The organism is Mesorhizobium sp. B3-1-9, from assembly GCF_006439595.1.
Lineage (GTDB): Bacteria > Pseudomonadota > Alphaproteobacteria > Rhizobiales > Rhizobiaceae > Mesorhizobium.
Map to the genome: position 1 here is coordinate 35,240 of NZ_VFTJ01000021.1, position 19,287 is coordinate 54,526.

Here is a 19,287-nt window from a genome sequence, read left to right on the forward strand (position 1 = left end):
TCAGGCGAATTGCGGCGCGTTTTTTCGGACCGCCGCCGCGAGCGCCTCACGAACCCTGTCTTCAGTCACTGCGCGCGTGTTCTCCACCCAACCCGGCGTCGAAATCGGCGGCTCGAGGAAGATCACCTGCCCGTTGACCGGACCGTGCACATAGGCTCGGTTCGAACCGTAGATGAGCACGCACGGACCGCCCAGCGCGCCGGCGGCATGGGAAATGCCGCCGTCGACGCCGAGAAAGACGGTCGAGGCCGCGATCTGGCACATCGCTTCCGCAATATCGGGTGTGGAGGTGAAATCGATCGCCTCAGGCAGTCGCGCCTTTATTTCCGCAGCGGCCTGCCGCTCGCGCGGCCCGCCGATCAGCCAAACCGACCAACCGCGGGCAGCATGGTCGCGCGCAATCGAGACGAAGCGTTCGATCGGCCATGAGCGCTTGTTGGCAAAATCCGAAGTGTAAAGCGCGAGCGCAGATTTCGCCGGATCGATTCCGTTGCGCCGACGCCAACCGGAAAGCTCCTCGGCGGAGACCACCAATTGCGGAGCCGGCAACGGTCGGTCTTCGGCCGGCGTTTTGCCGAGACGTGCGATTGCGCAGACCTGTTCCGCCAGCCGCGTCTTGCGCGGGCCGAATGCCACCATCGCTTTCAGCCAGCCGGCGGGCAGGCGGTTGACGATGCCGAACTGGAACTCGCGCGGATAGCCGATGCGTTCCGGTATTCCGGCAAGCCACGGCACCAGCGAAGCCTTGGTGCTGCTGGTGAGCATATAGGCCGCCTGATAATCCTCTTCGCGCAGTGTTCGCGCCAGGCGCGCCCGCTCTTTCAGCCCTGGCTTCCAGTCCTTCTCCACTATCCAGACCTTGCGAACATGCGGCATCAGCCGCGCCAGCGGCGCGGCGATCCTCGAGGTGATGATATCGATCGGCTGCCCCGGGAATCTCTCGGCGATGATCTGGATAGCCGCGTGGCAGCGGATGAAGTCACCGATCGCCGGCAGACAGAAAACCAGGATGGGGCGCAATGCGCGATACCTTCTCGATCCGGAATGGCCATCGCCGACGGGAAATGCCTGCATGATTTGTCATGGAAGCGCTTCGCCATCAAGAATGCGGTGGTAGAGCTCGACATAGGCTTTTGCGGCCTTCTCGATCGGAAACCTGTCTGCCGCGGATTCGCGGCATCTTTGTGCCGGCAAACCGCCAATTTCGCCGAAACCGCGCGCGAACTCCTCGTCCGTGTCGAAGAAGCGGCCGGTATCGGCATCGACGGTTTCGGGCAGCGCGCCGCGCGCCGTCGTGAGGACCGGCGTGCCGCACAGCATGGATTCGACCGGCGCATTGCCGAATGGCTCTTCCCACGAAATCGGGTTCAGAAAGGCCTTGGTCTCGCCCAGCAGGCGCACCTTCGGTTCGCCATCGACCATGCCGTGATAGCGGAAGCGGGACGACAGGCTTTTGAAGAAGACACCCTCGCGGCGGGTCTTGCTGCGGCCAAGCAGCTTCCAGCGCGAGCCGCCGGCGATATCGAGCTTGAAATCGTATTTCTTCGCGAGGTCCACCGCGCGGTTGAGACCCTTTCCGGCCCGCGCGATGGCCGCCATGAAAAACAGATGGTCGTTCTTCGACGGCGCCAGGCGATAGGCATCGACCGGAAAGCCGTTGTAGACGAAGGTCTTGCGGCCATGCAGCTCGGCATGGCGGGCGCTGATGAAGCTCCAGTTCGGCTGCGGCCTCGGATAGTCCGGCAGGTGGCCGCGCTCGGTATTGAGCGTCGGAAACGGAACTTCGACCTTCCAGGCATGGAGATGGACGATGTCAGTGTCCTTGGGAACGGCCGCGCGGCATTCGTCATTGGTGACCGCGTGGCGGACCTCGCACATCGGATGCGACGACCCCGCGCCGGCGATCAGCGTCACCTGATGCCCCATCTTGACCATTTCCGTGGTCAGCCATTCGACCTGCCGCTGGATACCGCCATAGCCCTTGCACGGAATAAGGCCCTGGGCCGCAAGTGTTATTCGCATTTCGTCTCCGCGCTCATGTTAGCGGTTGTCGTCCTTTCAGCTGGTGGAAGTCTTATTCACAGCGGAATGTTGTCGTGCTTCTTCCAGGGATTCTGCATGTCCTTGTTGCGCAACATGCGCAGCGCCCGCGCGACGCGGCGCCGGGTCGAATGCGGCATGATCACCTCGTCGACATAGCCGCGTTCGGCGGCGACGAAAGGCGACAGGAAGCGATCCTCGTAAGTCTTTGTATGCGCGGCGATTTTCTCCGCGTCGCCGATATCCTTGCGATAGATGATCTCGACCGCGCCCCTGGCGCCCATCACGGCGATCTGAGCCGTCGGCCAGGCATAGTTCATGTCGCCGCGCAGATGCTTCGACGCCATCACGTCATAGGCACCGCCATAGGCCTTGCGGGTGATGACGGTGATCTTCGGCACGGTCGCCTCGGCATAGGCGAAGAGCAGCTTCGCGCCATGCTTGATCAGCCCGCCATATTCCTGAGCGGTGCCCGGCAGGAAGCCCGGCACGTCGACGAAGGTGACGATCGGGATAGAAAAACAATCGCAGAAGCGCACGAAGCGCGCCGCCTTACGGCTGGCGTCGGAATCGAGCACGCCTGCCAGCACCATCGGCTGGTTCGCGACGAAGCCCACCGTGCGGCCGTCGACCCGGCCGAAGCCGGTGACGATGTTTTTGGCAAAGCTCTGCTGGATCTCGAAGAAATCGCCCTCGTCGGCAACCTTCAGGATCAGTTCCTTGATATCATAGGGTTTGTTGGCATTGTCCGGGATCAGCCGGTCGAGCGACAGGTCGTGATCCGTCACCGACTGGTAGCACTCGATCTCGGGAATTTCGGCGGTGTTGGAGGCCGGCAGCAGATCGACCAGCCGGCGCATCTGCAAGAGCGCCTCGACGTCGTTGTCATAGGCGCCGTCGGCGATCGAGGACTTGGTGGTGTGGACGGAAGCGCCGCCGAGGCTTTCGGCGGTCACCGTCTCGTTGGTCACCGTCTTGACCACGTCCGGCCCGGTGACGAACATGTAGGAGGTGTCGCGCACCATGAAGATGAAATCGGTCATGGCAGGCGAGTAGACATCGCCGCCGGCGCAGGGACCCATGATCAGCGAGATCTGCGGAATGACCCCGGAGGCGAGCACGTTGCGCTGGAAGATCTCGGCATAACCGCCGAGCGCCGCCACGCCTTCCTGGATACGCGCGCCGCCGGCGTCATAGAGACCGATGATCGGCGCGCGATTGCGCAGCGCCATCTCCTGGACCTTGATGACCTTCTCCGCATGCGCCTCCGACAGCGAGCCGCCGAACACGGTAAAATCCTTGGCGAAGATATAGATCGGGCGACCGTTGACGGTGCCCCAGCCGGTGACGACGCCGTCGCCGGCGATCTTGGTCTTCTCCATGCCGAAATCGGTCGACCGGTGCTCGACATACATGTCGAACTCTTCGAACGAGCCCTCGTCGAGGAAGACCTCGATACGCTCGCGAGCGGTGAGCTTGCCCTTCTTGTGCTGCGCCTCGATGCGGTCCTTGCCGCCGCCCATGCGGGCAATCCCGCGGCGGCGCTCGAGTTCCTTCAGCACGTCTTTCATCGCTGGTCCCCAAAACGGATAAGTGATTTGTGGTAATCGCCAGGATAGGGGAGCGCAAGCGCCCTCATTTTTGTTGCACTGCAACATGAAGCCCCTTGCATTTCGGGCCGGACTCGGCCATATGCAGCGGCATAGGCGCTTGGGCCGGGAACGAATCCGGCCTTCTCGACGAATGAGACTGGTTGCGTCTGTTTTCCCTCTTTCCGGCAAATCGGCCCTGGTCGATCGGCAAGCTGGCGAAAAAGCCCCGAGGCATGATGCTTGCGGGCACGACAGCGCAGCCGCGCGGACGATCGTCCGCCGCCTTGTCGTTCCATGATAATTTATCCGACGGCAGGTTGCGCCCTGCCGCCATTGATGTTTGCGGCCACAAGGCCGCGTGAAAGAAGAATATTTTGACCAACGAAAACATGGCGGAACTGAATGGTTTCGCCGCACTTGGAATTTCGGGCGCGTTACTGAAGGCCACTCATGCCGCCGGCTTCGCCGATCCCAAGCCGATCCAGATGCAGGCGATCCCGCCGCAGTTGGAAGGCCGCGACATTTTTGGCATCGCCCAGACCGGCTCCGGCAAGACCGCGGCCTTTGCGTTGCCGATCCTGTCCAAGATCATCGGGCTCGGCACCAAGCGCCGGCCGAAGACGACGCGTGCGCTCATCCTGGCGCCGACGCGCGAACTCGCCGTGCAGATCGAGGACACCATCAAGATCCTCGCCAAGGGCGCGCATGTCTCGACCGCGCTGGTGCTCGGCGGCGTCTCGCGCTTCAGCCAGGTGAAGAAGGTTGCGCCCGGCGTCGACATTCTGATCGCCACGCCGGGCCGCCTGACCGACTTGGTGCGCGAGGGCGATCTCATCCTTGCGGACACCAAATGGCTCGTCCTCGACGAGGGCGACCGCATGCTCGACATGGGCTTCATCAACGACGTCAAGCGCATCGCCAAGGCGACCGCGCCGGACCGCCAGACGGCACTGTTCTCGGCCACCATGCCCGATGAGATCGCAGAGCTTGCCAAGGGCTTGCTGAAGAACCCCGTCCGCATCGAAGTTTCGCCGCAAAGCACCGCGGCAGCCGAGATCGTGCAGAGTGTGGTGCTCGCCCGCACCAAGCAGAAGCGCCAGGTGCTGTCCAAGATGCTCGCCGACGAGGCGATGCGCTCGGTGATCGTGTTCTCGCGCACCAAGCATGGCGCCGACCGCGTCACCAAGGACCTGGCCCGTGACGGTTTCGAGGCTGCCGTCATCCACGGCAACAAATCGCAGAATGCGCGCCAGAAGGCGCTCAACGATTTCCGCGATGGCTCGGTTCGCATCCTGGTCGCCACCGATATTGCGGCGCGCGGCATTGACGTTCCCGGCATCAGCCATGTCGTGAATTTCGACCTGCCGGATGAGGCGGAAAGCTACGTCCACCGCATCGGCCGCACCGGCCGCAACGGCAGGGACGGCATTGCCATCACGCTTTGCGATCCTTCGGAGAACGCCAAGCTGCGGCAGGTCGAGCGTATCATCCGCATGAAGCTGCCGGTTGTTGCCGACCATCTCGGCAGCCCGGATCCGCAGCGCGATCCCAGGGAAAAGACCGAGCGTCATTTCGAACCGGCCAATGATCGCGAGCATCACGGCGCCCGCCGCGATGGCCGCCGCCCTGCCAACGGTGGCGACAACAAGCGTTTCGGCGGCAAGCCTCATGGCGAACGCGCTCCGAAGCCGCAGGGCGAACGCCCGGCTGCCGCCAAGCCGAATGGCTCGAGCAAGCCTGACGGCTTCAAGCGCTTCAAGGGCAACAACAAGCGCCGCTTCGGCGGCAAGCGTCCGGCGAACCGGGCTGCTTGAGCCCAGCAGAACCACGCGAACAGGAACGGCCGGAGCGATGCTTCGGCCGTTTTTCATTTCACTGGCCCGACTTCACTCGCCTGACTGCTGCTGCATCAGCGCCTTCACCCACACCACGATGCGCTGGGTGAGAAAGGCCGTGGTCTGCGGCGACAGCACATCGCCGGCGATGACGTGATTGTCCGGATCGCCGGTGTCGTCGACCGGCACCAGCTCGTGCGAAGCTCCCCAGCGTCCGGCAATCTCGCGCGTGCGGTCGGGTCGCACCACCTTGTCGGAATCGGAGAAGATGAACAGGGCCGGGATCGTCGCCTTCTCGACCGGCGCGCCATAAGCGAGTTCCGTGAGCGCGGCCATCGGCAGCACCGCCTTCATCGGATATCTGGTGGTCCAGAATTTTTCGTGCAGCGCGTTGCGCGCCGGGAAACTGCGCTCCTTGCCTCCAACGAGCTCGGCGAGTTGCCCGCCCCAGGGCATGGTCAGCAACTCGGCGCCGGAGGCCTTGACGCCGAAATTGGGCGATATGAACGCGATCGCGGCGACATCGTCCGAAGCGCCCGGCTGCGTTGCGGCCCACGCCGCCAGCGAGCCGCCGGTCGAGGTCCCGATAACGATCACCTTGTCGCCGATGGCGCGGCCGATGGCCAACGCCTCCTCATAGTCGTTGATCCAGGCATTGACGCTGCCTTGCGCCATTGCCGCGCCATCCTGACCGTGACCGGTCAGGCGCGTGTAGAAGAGGTTGGCGTCCAGTTCATCCGCAATGTCGTCCGGCAAGGGGCGGACCTCGCCCTTCGAGGCGGAAAAGCCATGGATATAGACGATGGCCAAGGGCGTCTTGGCATGGACCATCGGGTTCGCCCAGATGATCTCCTTGTCGAGCCCGTCGCGGATGTTGGGCACGGCAGCCTCTTCACGCGCCAGATAGGCCTGCGGATCTTCGCCGATCGCCGACGGATTGAAACGGATTGTCGTATCGACCGACACGCGCGGGCCAAGGAAGAAACCGGCGACCAGGACGACTGCAAGGCCAAGCACTGCAAGCACGATCCGCCGCCCCATTACAGTCTCCAAGCAATGATTCTCAACCTATGGCCGTCCCCGCCGGCAGGCAATCGCCGTTTCGCCGGCTTATGTTGGCCTGTCGTCGCCGGGCGGATCTTTTTTGCCGGGCAGCCTGCGGTCGAAATGCAATGGCCGCCCCCACCAGTGGGTAGTGAGACCAATGACGAACCGGCAGATCGGCCGCGGCAGCAGGCTGAGCAGTTTCAGGGGCAAGCTTACGTGGTACGGGAAGGTGACTTCGAAGCCGCCCTTCCTGATGCCGCGCGCCATGCGGCGTGACGCGCGATGTACAGGCATCAGGCCCGGCATCGGCAGCTTGTTCTTTTCGGTCAGCGGCGTGTCGACGAATCCCGGATTGATGACCTGAACGCGGATGTTCATCTTGTCGAAGTCGTATTTCAGCGACTCCGCCAGGATGTTGATCGCGGCCTTGGTGCCGCCATAGGCCGCCGTGGTCGGCCAGCCGCAATAGGCGGTGACGGATCCGACCAGGACGACATGGCCGCGTCCGCGCACGCGCATATGCTCGACGACCGGCACCACGCCGTTGACGATGCCGAAATAGTTCACGGCGAAGGAGCGATGGAAATCGCGCACCACCAGGTTCTCGCCGGGTGTGGCGATATAGTTGCCGGCGTTGAAGACGGCAAGCACGATCGGCCCCATCTGTTCTTCGATCGCGGCGGCCGCGCGCGCCATGCCCTGCTCGTCGGTCACGTCACAGGGAAAGGACTTCACATGTCCGGACATCTGCGCCGTTTCGACGATCAGCGTGTCGGCTGGATCTTCCGGCAGCGACGTCACCGCGACGGCATAGCCTTGATTGGCGAGATCCTTGGCCAACGCCCGGCCAAGGCCGCTGCTGCCGCCCGTGATCCAGGCGACACCGTCTTTCGGATTGGCCCGGTAGAGTGCCATGGGATGTCCTGCGAATGTTCCGGTTTGCTCTAGCGGCGGAGAAATCGGTTGAAAAGAGCGGTTTTGCGCATGACGTTGAAATGATCGCGAGCATTGCACCATCCGGAATGCGACTGGACCAGGCAAAATCTTGCCTTGAAACCGCAGCTTCCGGTTTTTAGGGTCTCGCCGCACACATGAAGGAATCCCGCATGCCCCGTTCTGTGATCGAAGCGATCGGCAACACGCCCCTGATCCGGCTCAACAAAGCCTCGGAAGCGACCGGTTGCGAGATCCTCGGCAAGGCCGAGTTCATGAATCCGGGGCAATCGGTGAAGGATCGGGCCGGCCTGTTCATCATCCGCGATGCCGAACAGCGTGGGCTCCTGAAGCCCGGCGGGCTTATCGTCGAAGGCACTGCCGGCAACACCGGCATCGGCTTGACGCTGGTCGCCAAGGCGCTCGGCTATCGCACCGTGATCGTCATCCCCGACACGCAGAGCCAGGAGAAGAAGGACACGATCAAGCTGCTTGGCGCCGAACTGATCGAAGTGCCGGCGGTCCCCTACAAGAACCCCAACAATTACGTGAGGCTGTCGGGCCGCCTTGCCGAGCAACTGGCGCGCTCGGAGCCGAACGGTGCGATCTGGGCCAACCAGTTCGACAATGTCGCCAACCGCGACGGCCATATCCGCACGACCGCGCAGGAAATCTGGGCTCAGACCAACGGCAAGATCGATGGCTTCGTCTCGGCCGTCGGCTCCGGCGGCACGCTCGCCGGTGTCGCGCTCGGGCTCAAGGGCAAGAGCAAGGACGTCAAGATCGCGCTCGCCGATCCGCTGGGCGCCGCGCTCTACAGCTTCTACACCAGCGGCGAACTGAAATCCGATGGCAGCTCGATCACCGAAGGTATCGGGCAGGGCCGCGTCACCGCCAATCTGGAAGATTTCACGCCGGATTTCTCCTACCAGATCCCGGACGAGGAAGCGTTGCCGATCATCTTCGACCTGATCCAGGAAGAAGGGCTCTGCGTCGGCGGCTCGACCGGCATCAACATCGCCGGCGCCATCCGGCTGGCGCGCGAGCTCGGTCCCGGCCACACCATCGTGACAATCCTTGCCGACTACGGCACGCGCTACCAGTCCAAGCTCTTCAATCCGGAGTTCCTGCGCGGCAAGAATCTTCCGGTGCCGGGCTGGATGGAAGAGAAGACCGACATTTCCGTGCCGTTCGAAAAGGTGGCATGATGGTGCGCAAGACCGAGACGCTGTTTCGCGACGACGCCTATCAGAAGTCGGCGGAGGCCGAGGTTGTCGCCGTCAACGACCGTGGCGGCATCCTGCTCGACCGGACAATCTTCTACGCCACGTCGGGCGGACAGCCGGGCGATACCGGCATGCTCGAACGTGCCGACGGCGGCCGCATCGCGATCGCCGCCACCATCACCGGCGAGACCAAGGACGAGATCATCCATGTGCCGGCACCGGAGCACGCACTGCCCGCTGTCGGCGAAAGGCTGAAGCTCTTGATCGACTGGGAGCGGCGGCACCTTCTGATGCGCATGCATTCCGCCTGCCACCTGCTGACCGTGGTCTGTCCGTTTCCGATCACCGGGGCGGCGGTTGCCGAGGACGACAGCCGCGTCGACTTCGATATTCCTGATGCCGGCTTCAGCAAGGAGGATGTGACGGCGAGGCTGATGGAGCTGGTGCGCGCCGATCATCCGATCTTCACAAGGCTGATCACCGACGAGGAGCTCGCCGCCAATCCCGGCTTGGTGAAATCGAAGAATGTGCGGCCACCTGTCGGCACCGGCAATATCCGCCTGGTCTGCATCGGCGACAACGGCTCGATCGACAGCCAGCCCTGCGGCGGCACGCATGTGAAGTCGACAGGCGAGGTCGGCGAGATCCATATCGGCAAGATCGAGAAGAAAGGCCGCGAGAACCGGCGCTTCCGTATTCGCTTCGGACCGATACCGGCGAATTGACGTTAAGGCGAGGCGGGGCAGGGAGAACAAAAATGGCGCAGGACAGCCCTTTCATCGTCGACGCCGATTGGCTGGAAAAGCAGCTTGGCGAGCCAGGCCTCACCATCATCGACGCCTCTTGGTACCTGCCGGCGCAAAAGCGCGACGCCCGCGCCGAATACGATGCCGCTCACATTCCCGGTGCGCGCTTCCTCGACCAGGATGCGGTTTCCGATCCGGATTCGAAACTGCCGCACACATTGGCCTCGCCGCAGCACTTCGCCCAATATGTCGGCGCCATGGGCGTTTCAGCCGACGACACGATCGTCGTCTATGACGGTCCAGGCCTGTTCTCGGCGCCGCGCGCCTGGTGGATGTTCCGCGTCATGGGCGTCTTCCAGGTCTACATCCTGAACGGCGGCATCGACCGCTGGAAGGCCGAGGGGCGACCCGTGACGGCTGAGCCGACGAAGATCGCGCCAAGCGTCTTCCACGCCGATTTCGACGCGGGCCGGGTTGTCGGGCTCGACGAGATGCGCAGGATCGTCGGCGGCCGGAAGAGCCAGATCGCCGACGCGCGCTCTTCAGGCCGCTTTGCCGGCACCGATCCGGAGCCGCGCCCAGGCGTCCGTTCGGGCCATATGCCTGGCGCGCGCAATGTTCCGATCACGGCGCTTGCCGAGAATGGCGAGCTGCTGCCCAAGGACCGCTTGCGCAAGGTGATCGAGGGGGCCGGCATCGACCTGTCGAAGCCGGTCGTCACGTCCTGCGGCTCGGGCATCACCGCGGCGGCGATCACGCTGGCGCTGGAGACGCTCGGCCATACCGACAACCGGCTCTACGATGGTTCCTGGACAGAATGGGGCGGTCTCGGCGACACGCCGGTGGTGACGGGGAAAGAATGATGGAAAACGGCGCGCTGCAAGATATCGATGTCACGGTCACGTTCCTGGAGATGCATGCGGCGCCGGCGGTTTCGCCGCCGATCCCCTACAACCGCCAGATCGCGCTGCTGAAGACGAACGATATCCCACTCCATTTCTATCGCTATCTGATGGATCGCGTCGGGCGCAAATGGCACTGGGTCAATGTGCTGAGGCTGAGCGACGAGGAGCTTGCCGCCGGCCTGCACCGCGAGGATCGCGACATCAGGGTGCTCTATCTCGACGGCGCTCCCGCCGGCTTCTTCGACCTCAAGCCGCATCTGCCGGATGAGGTGGATCTCGCCTATTTCGGCATGATGGAGCATGCGCACGGCCAGGGCATCGGCCGCTGGTTCCTTGGCGCCGCAATCTCGGCGGCCTGGGCGCATGGGCCAAGGCGCGTCACCGTGCAGACCTGCACGCTCGACCATCCGGCGGCTCTCCCGCTGTACCAGAAGCTCGGCTTCACGCCGGTGGCGCAGAAGAAGGAGGTCGTGCATCCGCTGAGCTTCGCCGAGCGCTCGGCCAGCGTCATGCGAGGCTAAGCCGTTCAAAGCAATTCCGAACGGCAAGCTATAACGTCTCACCGCCTGAACGCCTTGTTCATCGCCGCTTCACACTGTCTTTGCCATTGTCCCGGCCGCATTACGAGGCCGGGCTTGTAGGAGAAAAGACATGCTGACCCGACGTACATTCGCCGTAGCCATGATCGCGGCAATTGCCATGCCGAGCCTGGCATCCGCGCAGGCGACCACGCCTTCGGCTGCCACGATCGAGCGCCAGCTCGACGCCGCGCCCAGGAAGAAGCTACGCCCGAACGAGCGCGTCACCATTCGCGAGTTCAAGCGCCGGCCCGATCTGCGGCGCATGGCGCGCTCGATCGACATCCAGTCGATCAATTTCGAATTCGGCTCGGCCGCCATCGCCCCTTCGCAATACGGCAAGGTCGAAATCATTGCCGACGCGCTCCATCGCATCTTGCGGCGCGACCGCGGCGCCCGCATCCTGATCGAAGGCCATACCGACGCCGTGGGTTCTTTCGAATCGAACCAGGTCCTGTCCGAACGCCGCGCCGCGTCGCTGAAGCGGACGCTGGGGGGTGAGTTCGGCGTGCCCGCCTTCGCGCTGGACACCGTCGGCTATGGCGAGGAATTCCTGCTTGTGCAGACCCAGCAGGAGAACTGGCGCAACCGGCGCGTGACACTGCGCCGCTTCGACGATTTCGTGCGGTGAAGCTGAGCCGATAATACCGACGACGGAGGGGCCTGTTCAACGCGGCCGGGCTCTTTCACTTGTGCGCGGCGTCAGTCAGGAATCGGGTGGGAGACGCCGTCGCACAGGCATAATTTCCGGAAATCGACACCGGAGATTTGCCATGGGCATCCAGTTCCAAGCCTTGCCGACCGAAGCCGTGCGCGCCCTGCAGCGAGGAGGGCCCGATGCCTACGGCCGCACCCCGGAGCACCGGATCTCCGATGGCGACGGCGTACCCTGCAGGCACTGCATGAAGAATGTCGCCGCAGGCAAAGGCTACCTGATCGTGGCTTACCGGCCGTTCCCGCAACTGCAGCCTTATGCCGAAACCGGCCCGATCTTCCTGCACGCCGACGAATGCGAGCGCGCCGCCGAGGGCGATGCGCTGCCGGAGATGCTCGAAAGCAGCGACTATATCGTCAGGGGCTATGGCGAGGACGATCGCATCGTCTATGGCAGCGGCGCCGTCACGCCGACCGGCGAGATTGCCGCCCGGGCGCGGACGCTGTTTGGGCGCGACGACATCGCCTACATCCATGTCCGCTCGGCCCGGAACAATTGCTATCAATGCCGCATCGAGCGGGCATGACCCAAAAAAGAAGCCCGCCGATGGTCGGGCGGGCCGTTGGAGGGTCTGACAGAAGCTGTCGGCCAGTGCTGTCCGGGCCGGACTTGTCCGACCCGGCAGGCTCAGGCCGCCAGTAACGGTCCGTCTCTAGGCGTCTTTCTTGTCGAGCGAATGTGAAGCATTTCACACAAGGGCGCATATTGGCGGAAGACGAGAAAAGGCGCATTTCGAGACTGTCGTATTCCCGTCGCACTACTGCGCTAGAAAGCAGTTGTTGATGATTTGCCGACCGCGGATGGACCGGCGGCAGGTCGCGACATTCGAGGAAGCGGGGCTTTTGCTCCGCTTTTTTGTTGCCCGGTTTTCTTGACGCGACCAGTTTGCGCTCAAGAAAAAGCCCGCCGGAGTGACTCGGCGGGCGACAGAAGGAAATCTCTGCGAATTTATCAGGCGGCAAGAACCGCCTTCGGTTCGACCATTTCGTAGCCGAGCGCTTCGGCGACGGCGCGGTTGGTGATCTTGCCCTTATGGACATTGAGGCCGTTGCGCAGGTGATGGTCGTCGACCAGCGCCTTGAGGCCCTTGTCGGCGAGTTGCAAGCCGTAATGCAGCGTCGCGTTGTTGAGCGCGTGCGCCGAAGTGACCGGCACGGCGCCGGGCATGTTGGCGACGCAATAGTGGATCACGCCGTCGACCTCATAGGTCGGATCGGCATGCGTCGTGGCATGCGAGGTCTCGAAGCAGCCGCCCTGGTCGATCGCGACGTCGACCAGCACCGAGCCCTTCTTCATGCCGGAAAGCATTTCGCGGGTCACGAGCTTGGGCGCGGCGGCGCCCGGGATCAGCACGGCGCCGATCACGACGTCGGCCGAAAAGCATTCTTCCTCCAGCGCTTCGACAGTCGAGTAACGCGTATGCACGCGGCCGCCAAAAATGTCGTCGAGCTGGCGCAGACGCGGGATCGAGCGGTCGATGATGGTGACATCGGCGCCGAGGCCGGCCGCCATCTTGGCCGCATGCAGGCCGACGACGCCGCCACCGAGCACGGTGACCTTGCCGGGCAGCACGCCGGGCACGCCGCCGAGCAGCACGCCGCGGCCGCCATTGGCCTTCTGCAGCGCAGTCGCGCCGGCCTGGATCGAAAGGCGACCGGCGACTTCCGACATCGGGGCGAGCAGCGGCAGGCCGCCGCGATCGTCTGTCACGGTCTCATAAGCGACCGCGGTCACGCCCGAGCCAAGAAGACCCTTGGTCTGCTCCGGATCGGGAGCGAGGTGCAGATAGGTGTAGAGGATCTGGCCGTCGCGCAGCTGGATCCATTCGTTGGGCTGCGGCTCCTTGACCTTGACGATCATGTCCGACTTGGCGAACACGTCGGCGGCCGTCTTGGCGATGGTCGCGCCGGCGGCGCGATAGGCGTTGTCGTCGGCGCCGATGCCGGCGCCAGCACCGGTCTCGACCAGCACTTCATGGCCATGCGCGACATATTCGCGGACAGAGCCCGGCGTCAGGCCGACGCGATATTCATGGTTCTTGATTTCCTTGGGGCAGCCGACACGCATCTTTCTTCTCCCTGTCCGCGCCCTTCAGGGGGCGCTCTTACTGTCGCTCGTGCATGTCACCGGGTCGAAAATGCGGAGGGTGGACACGCAACAACCGCAGTCAACCACGAATCGTTCCGTATGTGTTTGCGAATGCACTTGCGGTAGCGGTCGCTCTTCGATAATCGTTGCGCAAAATGACTTGAAATTCGCAGGAACCACGAAAAATGCGGCTCGACAGGATTGATATCGCCATTCTGGAGACTTTGCAGAAGGATGGCCGGATCCCCAATGCGGCGCTCGCGGAGAAGGTCGGCCTTTCCCAATCGGCCTGTTCGCGCCGGCTCGACAATCTGGAGAAGTCCGGAACCATCCGCGGGTATCACGCGCGGCTGTCCAATTCCGCGCTCGGCCACCAGATGACGGCGATCGTGCACATATCGCTGTCGGGGCAATTCGAAAAGACGCTGTCGGATTTCGAGGCGGCGATCAAGCGCTGCCCGAACGTGCTCTCCTGCCATCTGATGTCGGGCGAATACGACTACATCCTGCGCATCGCGGCGAAGGATCTCGTCGACTATGAGCGCATCCACAAGGAATGGCTGTCGGCCATGCCGCACGTGACCAAGATCAACTCATCCTTCGCGCTGCGTGAGATCGTCGATCGCACGGCGGTCGGGCTGCGGCCTGAGATGGCTTAAACCGCTGCGGCTTCGGTCACCACAGTAGTCATTGGAATATCGTGCGGCTGCGGGTAGATGGTCGGGATGCGCTGCAATTCGTAGCCGACGCCGATGACCAGCGGCCTGAACGGCATTGCGGCAAGCGTGCGATCGTAAAAGCCGCCGCCATAACCCAGCCGATAGTTACCTGGATCGATGCCGACGATCGGCGAGATCACGATGTCGGGCAGGACCGGGTCGCCCTCGGCCGGGATCGGAATGTTCCACACGCCCTTTTCCAGCCGGTCGCCCTGTTTGTAGGCGCGAAACACCAGCGGCTGCCCCTTCTCGATGACGACGGGCAGCGCCGTGCGCCCACCGCGCTCGTTGACCGAGGCCATCCAGCCGCGCAGATCCGGCTCACCGCGAAACGGCCAGTAGAGGCTGACCATCCGGCCGGCTATGTCTCCGATCAGCGCGTCGAGGCCGTCCGCGATGCGCGCAGACATGGCCGCGCGCGCATCGGCTGAGACCACAAGGCGGGCGCCGATGAGCCGCTCGCGCTCGGCCTTGCGCCAGCGTCTGACATCCGTCCAGTCGGAGAGCGGCTCCCGGTATTCCGGGTCGAGTTCATGCATAAAGCAGGGCGGCGAGGCGTATTGCGCCGGCCCTTCGTCGTCACGGTTGTCGGCCATGCTTGGCTCCTGTCGATTTGTTTCACGCTATACTCATGGCTGTGCGGTCGCATGTGCATTCACGACGCCGCGCGACGACTCCCGGGCATGGTAATTGCCCGATCCAACATTGTTGCAGCGCACAAAAATACTTACATCACGGGTGACGGTTACACTTGGCGAGACGAAATGAAATGAGCGAAACCGAGCATAACGTCATTGTCGTCGGCGCCGGCTTCGGCGGCCTCGAACTCACGCGTGCGCTGGCGGGAGCTCCGGTGCGCATCACCATGATCGACAAACGCAACCACCATCTTTTCCAGCCGCTGCTTTACCAGGTGGCGACGACGTCGCTTGCGACCTCTGAGGTTGCCTGGCCGATCCGTCATCTGCTGCGCAGGCGCAAGGACGTGACGACGCTTCTCGGCAATGTCACCGGCGTCGACCGCGCCGGCAAACGCGTGCTGCTCGAAGACGGCAGCTCGGTTCCTTATGACACGCTGGTGCTCGCCACCGGCGCGCGCCACGCCTATTTCGGCCATGACGAGTGGGAGCCGTTCGCGCCGGGGCTGAAAACGCTCGAGGACGCCACGACGATCCGGCGACGCATCCTGCTGGCCTTCGAGCAGGCGGAACGCGAAACCGACCCGGCGAAGCGCCAGGCGCTGCTGACGCTGGTCATTGTCGGCGGCGGGCCGACCGGCGTCGAACTCGCAGGCACCATTGTCGAGCTCGCGCATGACACGCTGCGCGACGAGTTCCGCAACATCGACACCCGACAGGCGCGCGTCGTGCTGATCGAGGCTGGCGACCGGATCCTGGCCAATTTCGCGCCGCAGCTTTCCGACTATGCCCGCAAGGCGCTGGAACGGCTGGGCGTCACCGTCGAGCTCGGGCGCCCTGTCACGAAACTGGATGCCGAAGGCGTCGTCTTCGGCGACAGGCGCCTGCCGGCAAGGACGATCATCTGGGCGGCCGGCGTCGCAGCTTCGCCCGCGGCCGAATGGCTGGGGGCTGCGGCCGACCGGGCGGGCCGGGTGCTGGTCGAACCCGACCTCACTGTGCCCGGCAATCCAGACATTTTCGTCATCGGCGACACCGCGCATGTGCTGCGGCCGGATGGCAAGCCAGTACCGGGTGTGGCGCCGTCGGCCAAGCAGGAGGGCAAGCACGTCGCCGCGACGATCAAGGCGCGGCTGGCCGGCGACACCGCGACGCGTCCTTTCCGCTACAAGCATGCCGGCGACCTGGCGACGATCGGCAAGCGCGCCGCCGCCATCGATTTCGGTTGGATCAAGCTCACCGGCTGGCCCGCCTGGTGGCTCTGGGGCATAGCGCACATCTATTTCCTGATCGACTTCCGCAACCGCCTGGCGGTCTCGCTTAGCTGGCTATGGATATATCTTACCGGCCAGCGCAGCGCGCGGCTGATCACCCAGGGCGACGACGACAAGAGCTGATTTCCTCGCCGTCATCGGCTTCATCGAGACGTCACCTTCTCGTGATCGAAAGGCCTTTCGCGCGCGTGGACTCGAAGCCTCATCAGCGCCATGCTCCATGCTTGGGCAGGGGTCGTCGCGTTGTCGAAGAGGAGAAGAAAATGTCACGGCTGCCCGTCTTCCGCCCCGAATTCTCCCGTCGCGAATTCCTGGCTGGCGCCGCTGCCGGCGGCGCGCTGATCATGCTGCATCCGTTCTCCGCCCGCGCCGCGGCCAATCAGGCGCATCTCAGGATCATGGAGACGACCGATATCCATGTGAACCTGCTGCCTTACGATTATTACGCCGACAAGGCGAACGACACGATGGGCCTGTCGCGCACCGCCTCGCTGATCGACGCGGTGCGCAAGGAAGCCGTAAATTCGATGCTGATCGACAATGGCGACTTGCTGCAGGGCAGTCCGATGGGCGACTATATCGCCTACGAGAAAGGCATGAAGGACGGCGATCTGCACCCCGTCATGAAGGGCATGAACGTGCTCGGCTATGAATGCTCGACGCTCGGCAACCATGAATTCAATTACGGGCTGTCCTTTCTCGACAAGGTGTTAGCCGGCGCCAACTTTCCCTTCGTCTGCGCGAACCTGATCCGCGGCACCACGCTTGCCGCGAACCCGCGCGACGACAAGCTCTATCTCAAGCCCTATGTCATCCTCGACAGGAAGATCAAGGACGGGTCCGGGGCCGAGCAACGGATCAGGATCGGCGTCATCGGCTTCGTGCCGCCGCAAATCATGGTCTGGGACCTGAAAAACCTCGAAGGCAGCGTCCAGACGCGCGATATCGTCGAGGCGGCCAAGGCCTGGGTGCCGCAGATCAGGGAGGAAGGCGCCGATATCGTCATCGCGCTTTCGCATTCCGGCATCGATATCAAGCAGGGTGACAAGATGGAGAACGCCTCGTTCTTCGTCGCCGGCGTCGAGGGCATCGACGCGGTCTTCACCGGCCACCAGCATCTGGTCTTCCCCGGCAAGAAGGATTTCCAGGCGCTCGCAGGCGTCGACACCGAGAAGGGCACGCTGCAGGGCAAGCCGGCGGTCATGGGCGGCTTCTGGGGTTCGCATATGGGTCTGATCGACCTGCTTCTGGAGCGCGACGGCTCGAAGTGGCGGATCGTCTCGGCCACCTCCGAGGCGCGGCCGATCTATGAGCGCGTCGACAACAAGAACAAGGCGACCGTTGGCGACGACAAGCGCATCATCGCGGCGCTCGAGCAGGACCACGCGGCGACACTTGCCTATGTCCGCCGCCCCGTCGGCAAGACATCGGCGCCGCTTTACTCCTATTTCGCCCTGGTGGCCGACGATCCGTCCGTGCAGATCGTCAACCAGGCGCAGACCTGGTATCTCAAGGACATATTGAAGAGCACTGAGTGGAAGGACGTGCCGCTCCTGTCGGCGGCGGCGCCCTTCAAGGCCGGCGGCCGCAACGGCGCCGACTACTATACCGACGTTCCCGCGGGCGATATCGCCATCAAGAATGTCGCCGACCTCTATCTTTACCCGAACACGGTGCGCGCCGTCGAAATCACCGGCACCGAGGTGAAGGAATGGCTGGAGATGTCCGCCGGCATCTTCAACCATATCGAGCCGGGTAAAGCGGATCAGCCGCTGATCAACACCGACTTCCCATCCTATAATTTCGACGTCATCGACGGCGTCACCTACCGGATCGACCTGTCGCAGCCGCCGAAATACGATGCCAAGGGCGGCATCGCGAACGCCGGTTCCAATCGCATCGCCGACTTGAATTTCAACGGAAAACCGATTGATCCGGCAGCGAAATTCGTCGTTGCCACCAACAATTACCGCGCTGGCGGCGGCGGCAATTTCCCCGACATCGACGCCTCGAAGATCATCTACGAAGCGCCGGACACCAACCGCGACGTGATCGTGCGCTACGTCGTCAGCGAGGGCACGATCAACCCTTCGGCGGACGACAACTGGTCCTTCGCGCCGCTGCCCGGCGCCAGCGTCGTCTTCGAGACCGGACCGGGCGCTAAGGATCTCATCGCCGACGTGAAATCCTTGAAGATAGAGCCTGCCGGCGAGGGCGAGGGGGGCTTTGCCAGATATCGCATCACGCTTTGACGTCGTGCCGCGTCGACGCGGCTGCCTGGGCGGCCGCCCGCGCCGCCGCTGACGGGAAAGCGCTTCAGGCAAAAAGCAGTGAACTGCCAAAATCGCTGCCCCGGCCGCTCTGGTTCCGGCTGTCCGCATGGGATAGTTTTAGCCATGCGTTATGTGATCGTCATCGCCGCCATCACCTTCTTCCTGTTCTGGGACGGCCTCTACAATCGCGGCCACTACCTCGACGCGACCGTACGGGAAGTGTCACGCATCGTGCGCTACGTCACCGGGTAAGGTCTCGCCGCTTTCGCATCGCGGCGCGACATCGTTGCCGGTTGACGCCCGGGCGTTGCTCCCACAGAAACACCGCTGAACCGAAGACCAGGGAGGCTGGCTTGATCCGGCACATCGTTTTCTTCAGCGTGCGGCGCAGGGAAGATGTCGAGGCTGTGCGCTCGGGCCTGCTGGCGCTCGGCAAGATTCCGCACTCGAAGCATTTCGAGGTGACGCTCAACACCAAGGTCGATCTGTTTTCCAACGCGATCGATGTCGTCGTCTATGCCGAGTTCGAGGACGAGGCGGCCCTTGCCGCCTACAAGGCGGATCCGATCTATGCGGACACGACCAGCAAGGTGAAGCCGCTGCGCGAACTGCGCTATTCGGCGGATGTCGTGGCCGCGGCCTGAAGCGGCAGAGCACGTTCCTTCGGTCCGCCGCTCT

Annotated in this window: 20 protein-coding genes; 12 read left to right on the top strand and 8 right to left on the bottom strand. The window is 63.5% G+C overall.

The window, feature by feature from the left end:
* From waaF to FJW07_RS26620, 4 genes are all read right to left on the bottom strand, one after another.
* On the bottom strand, positions 1 to 1,074 hold the full coding sequence (gene waaF / locus FJW07_RS26605) for a lipopolysaccharide heptosyltransferase II (RefSeq protein ID WP_246680876.1): 1,074 nt from the start codon (positions 1,072 to 1,074) through the stop codon (positions 1 to 3).
* Positions 1,075 to 1,080: 6 nt separating this feature from the next.
* Positions 1,081 to 2,022 (bottom strand): glycosyltransferase, encoded by a 942-nt coding sequence (locus tag FJW07_RS26610; protein ID WP_140859332.1) that lies wholly within the window; start codon positions 2,020 to 2,022, stop codon positions 1,081 to 1,083.
* Positions 2,023 to 2,078: 56 nt separating this feature from the next.
* The gene (locus tag FJW07_RS26615; protein WP_140859333.1) at positions 2,079 to 3,611 is read right to left on the bottom strand and encodes an acyl-CoA carboxylase subunit beta; all 1,533 of its coding nucleotides are present in this window, start codon (positions 3,609 to 3,611) and stop codon (positions 2,079 to 2,081) included.
* 64 nt (positions 3,612 to 3,675) lie between these two features.
* Positions 3,676 to 4,023, bottom strand: a complete 348-nt coding sequence (locus FJW07_RS26620) for a hypothetical protein (protein ID WP_140646259.1) — start codon at positions 4,021 to 4,023, stop codon at positions 3,676 to 3,678.
* On the opposite strand from FJW07_RS26620, the gene FJW07_RS26625 reads away from it, so the two are divergent.
* Entirely contained in the window at positions 4,022 to 5,446 is a 1,425-nt protein-coding gene (locus FJW07_RS26625) for a DEAD/DEAH box helicase (protein WP_140859383.1), read from the top strand. The genes FJW07_RS26620 and FJW07_RS26625 overlap by 2 nt on opposite strands.
* 72 nt (positions 5,447 to 5,518) lie before the next feature.
* On the opposite strand, the gene FJW07_RS26630 is transcribed toward FJW07_RS26625, so the two are convergent.
* Positions 5,519 to 6,508: an alpha/beta fold hydrolase gene (locus tag FJW07_RS26630; protein ID WP_140859334.1), complete on the bottom strand. Its 990-nt coding sequence runs from the start codon at positions 6,506 to 6,508 to the stop codon at positions 5,519 to 5,521.
* 69 nt (positions 6,509 to 6,577) lie between these two features.
* Positions 6,578 to 7,429: an SDR family NAD(P)-dependent oxidoreductase gene (locus tag FJW07_RS26635; RefSeq protein WP_140859335.1), complete on the bottom strand. Its 852-nt coding sequence runs from the start codon at positions 7,427 to 7,429 to the stop codon at positions 6,578 to 6,580.
* Between the two features lie 191 nt (positions 7,430 to 7,620).
* On the opposite strand from FJW07_RS26635, the gene FJW07_RS26640 reads away from it, so the two are divergent.
* The 6 genes from FJW07_RS26640 (at position 7,621) to FJW07_RS26665 (ending at position 12,143) form a co-directional block, all read left to right on the top strand.
* Positions 7,621 to 8,655, top strand: coding sequence for a cysteine synthase A (locus tag FJW07_RS26640; RefSeq protein ID WP_140708856.1), 1,035 nt, complete (start codon positions 7,621 to 7,623; stop codon positions 8,653 to 8,655).
* A complete protein-coding gene (locus tag FJW07_RS26645; RefSeq protein WP_140859384.1) occupies positions 8,655 to 9,398 on the top strand; it encodes an alanyl-tRNA editing protein in 744 nt (247 codons plus the stop codon). Before FJW07_RS26640 ends, FJW07_RS26645 begins: the two co-directional genes overlap by 1 nt.
* A 32-nt stretch (positions 9,399 to 9,430) precedes the next feature.
* Positions 9,431 to 10,282, top strand: a complete 852-nt coding sequence (sseA, locus tag FJW07_RS26650; RefSeq protein WP_140708858.1) for a 3-mercaptopyruvate sulfurtransferase — start codon at positions 9,431 to 9,433, stop codon at positions 10,280 to 10,282.
* A complete protein-coding gene (locus tag FJW07_RS26655) occupies positions 10,282 to 10,845 on the top strand; it encodes a GNAT family N-acetyltransferase (protein WP_140859336.1) in 564 nt (187 codons plus the stop codon). Before sseA ends, FJW07_RS26655 begins: the two co-directional genes overlap by 1 nt.
* Positions 10,846 to 10,975: 130 nt before the next feature.
* A complete protein-coding gene (locus FJW07_RS26660) occupies positions 10,976 to 11,533 on the top strand; it encodes an OmpA family protein (RefSeq protein WP_140859337.1) in 558 nt (185 codons plus the stop codon).
* Between the two features lie 142 nt (positions 11,534 to 11,675).
* Positions 11,676 to 12,143, top strand: coding sequence for a DUF1203 domain-containing protein (locus FJW07_RS26665; RefSeq protein ID WP_140859338.1), 468 nt, complete (start codon positions 11,676 to 11,678; stop codon positions 12,141 to 12,143).
* 425 nt (positions 12,144 to 12,568) lie between these two features.
* Here the strand turns inward: FJW07_RS26665 and ald are convergent, their stop codons facing one another.
* Positions 12,569 to 13,684 (bottom strand): alanine dehydrogenase, encoded by a 1,116-nt coding sequence (gene ald / locus FJW07_RS26670; protein WP_140859339.1) that lies wholly within the window; start codon positions 13,682 to 13,684, stop codon positions 12,569 to 12,571.
* Positions 13,685 to 13,890: 206 nt separating this feature from the next.
* Here ald and FJW07_RS26675 point away from each other — a divergent pair, with 206 nt between their 5' ends.
* Positions 13,891 to 14,364, top strand: coding sequence for an Lrp/AsnC family transcriptional regulator (locus tag FJW07_RS26675; RefSeq protein ID WP_040982960.1), 474 nt, complete (start codon positions 13,891 to 13,893; stop codon positions 14,362 to 14,364).
* On the opposite strand, the gene FJW07_RS26680 is transcribed toward FJW07_RS26675, so the two are convergent.
* A complete protein-coding gene (locus FJW07_RS26680) occupies positions 14,361 to 15,020 on the bottom strand; it encodes a 5-formyltetrahydrofolate cyclo-ligase (protein ID WP_140859340.1) in 660 nt (219 codons plus the stop codon). The two genes, FJW07_RS26675 and FJW07_RS26680, sit on opposite strands and share 4 nt — an antisense overlap.
* 173 nt (positions 15,021 to 15,193) lie before the next feature.
* Between FJW07_RS26680 and FJW07_RS26685 the strand changes: the two genes are divergently transcribed.
* The 4 genes from FJW07_RS26685 to FJW07_RS26695 all read left to right on the top strand — a co-directional run bounded on the left by FJW07_RS26685 (position 15,194) and on the right by FJW07_RS26695 (position 19,253).
* Positions 15,194 to 16,459, top strand: coding sequence for an NAD(P)/FAD-dependent oxidoreductase (locus FJW07_RS26685; protein WP_140859341.1), 1,266 nt, complete (start codon positions 15,194 to 15,196; stop codon positions 16,457 to 16,459).
* A 140-nt stretch (positions 16,460 to 16,599) separates the two neighbouring features.
* Positions 16,600 to 18,588 (top strand): bifunctional 2',3'-cyclic-nucleotide 2'-phosphodiesterase/3'-nucleotidase, encoded by a 1,989-nt coding sequence (locus FJW07_RS26690; RefSeq protein ID WP_140859342.1) that lies wholly within the window; start codon positions 16,600 to 16,602, stop codon positions 18,586 to 18,588.
* Between the two features lie 144 nt (positions 18,589 to 18,732).
* Positions 18,733 to 18,861: a hypothetical protein gene (locus tag FJW07_RS32315; RefSeq protein ID WP_264296002.1), complete on the top strand. Its 129-nt coding sequence runs from the start codon at positions 18,733 to 18,735 to the stop codon at positions 18,859 to 18,861.
* 101 nt (positions 18,862 to 18,962) lie between these two features.
* A complete protein-coding gene (locus FJW07_RS26695) occupies positions 18,963 to 19,253 on the top strand; it encodes a Dabb family protein (RefSeq protein ID WP_140646248.1) in 291 nt (96 codons plus the stop codon).
* Positions 19,254 to 19,287: the final 34 nt, after the last annotated feature.

Excerpts from the sequence above, each read along its gene's own strand:
- waaF (WP_246680876.1), bottom strand. The coding sequence starts at position 1,074 with ATGCAGGCATTTCCCGTCGGCGATGGCCATTCCGGATCGAGAAGGTAT.
- FJW07_RS26610 (WP_140859332.1), bottom strand. The coding sequence starts at position 2,022 with ATGCGAATAACACTTGCGGCCCAGGGCCTTATTCCGTGCAAGGGCTAT.
- FJW07_RS26615 (WP_140859333.1), bottom strand. The coding sequence starts at position 3,611 with ATGAAAGACGTGCTGAAGGAACTCGAGCGCCGCCGCGGGATTGCCCGC.
- FJW07_RS26625 (WP_140859383.1), top strand. The coding sequence starts at position 4,022 with ATGGCGGAACTGAATGGTTTCGCCGCACTTGGAATTTCGGGCGCGTTA.
- FJW07_RS26620 (WP_140646259.1), bottom strand. The coding sequence starts at position 4,023 with ATGTTTTCGTTGGTCAAAATATTCTTCTTTCACGCGGCCTTGTGGCCG.
- FJW07_RS26630 (WP_140859334.1), bottom strand. The coding sequence starts at position 6,508 with ATGGGGCGGCGGATCGTGCTTGCAGTGCTTGGCCTTGCAGTCGTCCTG.
- FJW07_RS26635 (WP_140859335.1), bottom strand. The coding sequence starts at position 7,429 with ATGGCACTCTACCGGGCCAATCCGAAAGACGGTGTCGCCTGGATCACG.
- FJW07_RS26640 (WP_140708856.1), top strand. The coding sequence starts at position 7,621 with ATGCCCCGTTCTGTGATCGAAGCGATCGGCAACACGCCCCTGATCCGG.
- FJW07_RS26645 (WP_140859384.1), top strand. The coding sequence starts at position 8,655 with ATGGTGCGCAAGACCGAGACGCTGTTTCGCGACGACGCCTATCAGAAG.
- sseA (WP_140708858.1), top strand. The coding sequence starts at position 9,431 with ATGGCGCAGGACAGCCCTTTCATCGTCGACGCCGATTGGCTGGAAAAG.
- FJW07_RS26655 (WP_140859336.1), top strand. The coding sequence starts at position 10,282 with ATGGAAAACGGCGCGCTGCAAGATATCGATGTCACGGTCACGTTCCTG.
- FJW07_RS26660 (WP_140859337.1), top strand. The coding sequence starts at position 10,976 with ATGCTGACCCGACGTACATTCGCCGTAGCCATGATCGCGGCAATTGCC.
- FJW07_RS26665 (WP_140859338.1), top strand. The coding sequence starts at position 11,676 with ATGGGCATCCAGTTCCAAGCCTTGCCGACCGAAGCCGTGCGCGCCCTG.
- ald (WP_140859339.1), bottom strand. The coding sequence starts at position 13,684 with ATGCGTGTCGGCTGCCCCAAGGAAATCAAGAACCATGAATATCGCGTC.
- FJW07_RS26675 (WP_040982960.1), top strand. The coding sequence starts at position 13,891 with ATGCGGCTCGACAGGATTGATATCGCCATTCTGGAGACTTTGCAGAAG.
- FJW07_RS26680 (WP_140859340.1), bottom strand. The coding sequence starts at position 15,020 with ATGGCCGACAACCGTGACGACGAAGGGCCGGCGCAATACGCCTCGCCG.
- FJW07_RS26685 (WP_140859341.1), top strand. The coding sequence starts at position 15,194 with ATGAGCGAAACCGAGCATAACGTCATTGTCGTCGGCGCCGGCTTCGGC.
- FJW07_RS26690 (WP_140859342.1), top strand. The coding sequence starts at position 16,600 with ATGTCACGGCTGCCCGTCTTCCGCCCCGAATTCTCCCGTCGCGAATTC.
- FJW07_RS32315 (WP_264296002.1), top strand. The coding sequence starts at position 18,733 with ATGCGTTATGTGATCGTCATCGCCGCCATCACCTTCTTCCTGTTCTGG.